The following is a 615-nucleotide window of genomic DNA, read 5'->3' as shown; positions in this document are numbered from 1 at the left end:
AAAAATCTGCTGACCTTCGTCAAGCTGCTCATGACATCGTTATGTCTAAATCATTTGATAATGGGATGGTCTGTGCATCAGAACAAGCGGTTATCATTGATAAAGAAGTATATGACGAATTTGTAGAAGAATTCAAATCATATCACACTTACTTTGTAAACAAGAAAGAAAAAGCGCTTCTTGAAGAATTCTGTTTCGGCGTGAAAGCAAACAGCAAAAACTGTGCAGGTGCTAAACTAAACGCAAACATCGTTGGTAAACCAGCAGCATGGATTGCTGAACAAGCAGGATTCAGCGTTCCAGAAGGAACAAACATCTTGGCTGCAGAATGTGCAGAAGTAGGACCGAAAGAACCATTGACTCGTGAAAAATTGTCACCAGTTATCGCTGTCCTAAAAGCTGAAGATACAGAAGACGGTCTTAAAAAAGCTCGCCAAATGGTTGAGTTTAACGGACTTGGTCACTCAGCAGCTATTCATACAAAAGACGAAGCTCTTGCTAAACGCTTTGGTACAGAAATCAAAGCAATGCGTATTATCTGGAACTCTCCATCTACTTTCGGTGGTATCGGTGACGTATACAATGCCTTCATTCCATCATTGACACTTGGATGTG

The 615-nt window shown here is 40.7% G+C and carries 1 protein-coding gene; it reads left to right on the top strand.

What is annotated here, in order from left to right; genetic code table 11:
• The coding region (locus tag GMD4S_RS10040) for an aldehyde dehydrogenase family protein (protein WP_000618376.1) at positions 1-615 on the top strand (615 nt) is incomplete at both ends.

The sequence above is a fragment of the Streptococcus sp. GMD4S genome (assembly GCF_000296955.1).
The sequence above is the reverse complement of the archived record's forward strand: the minus strand, read 5'-3'. Positions and strand labels throughout refer to the sequence as shown.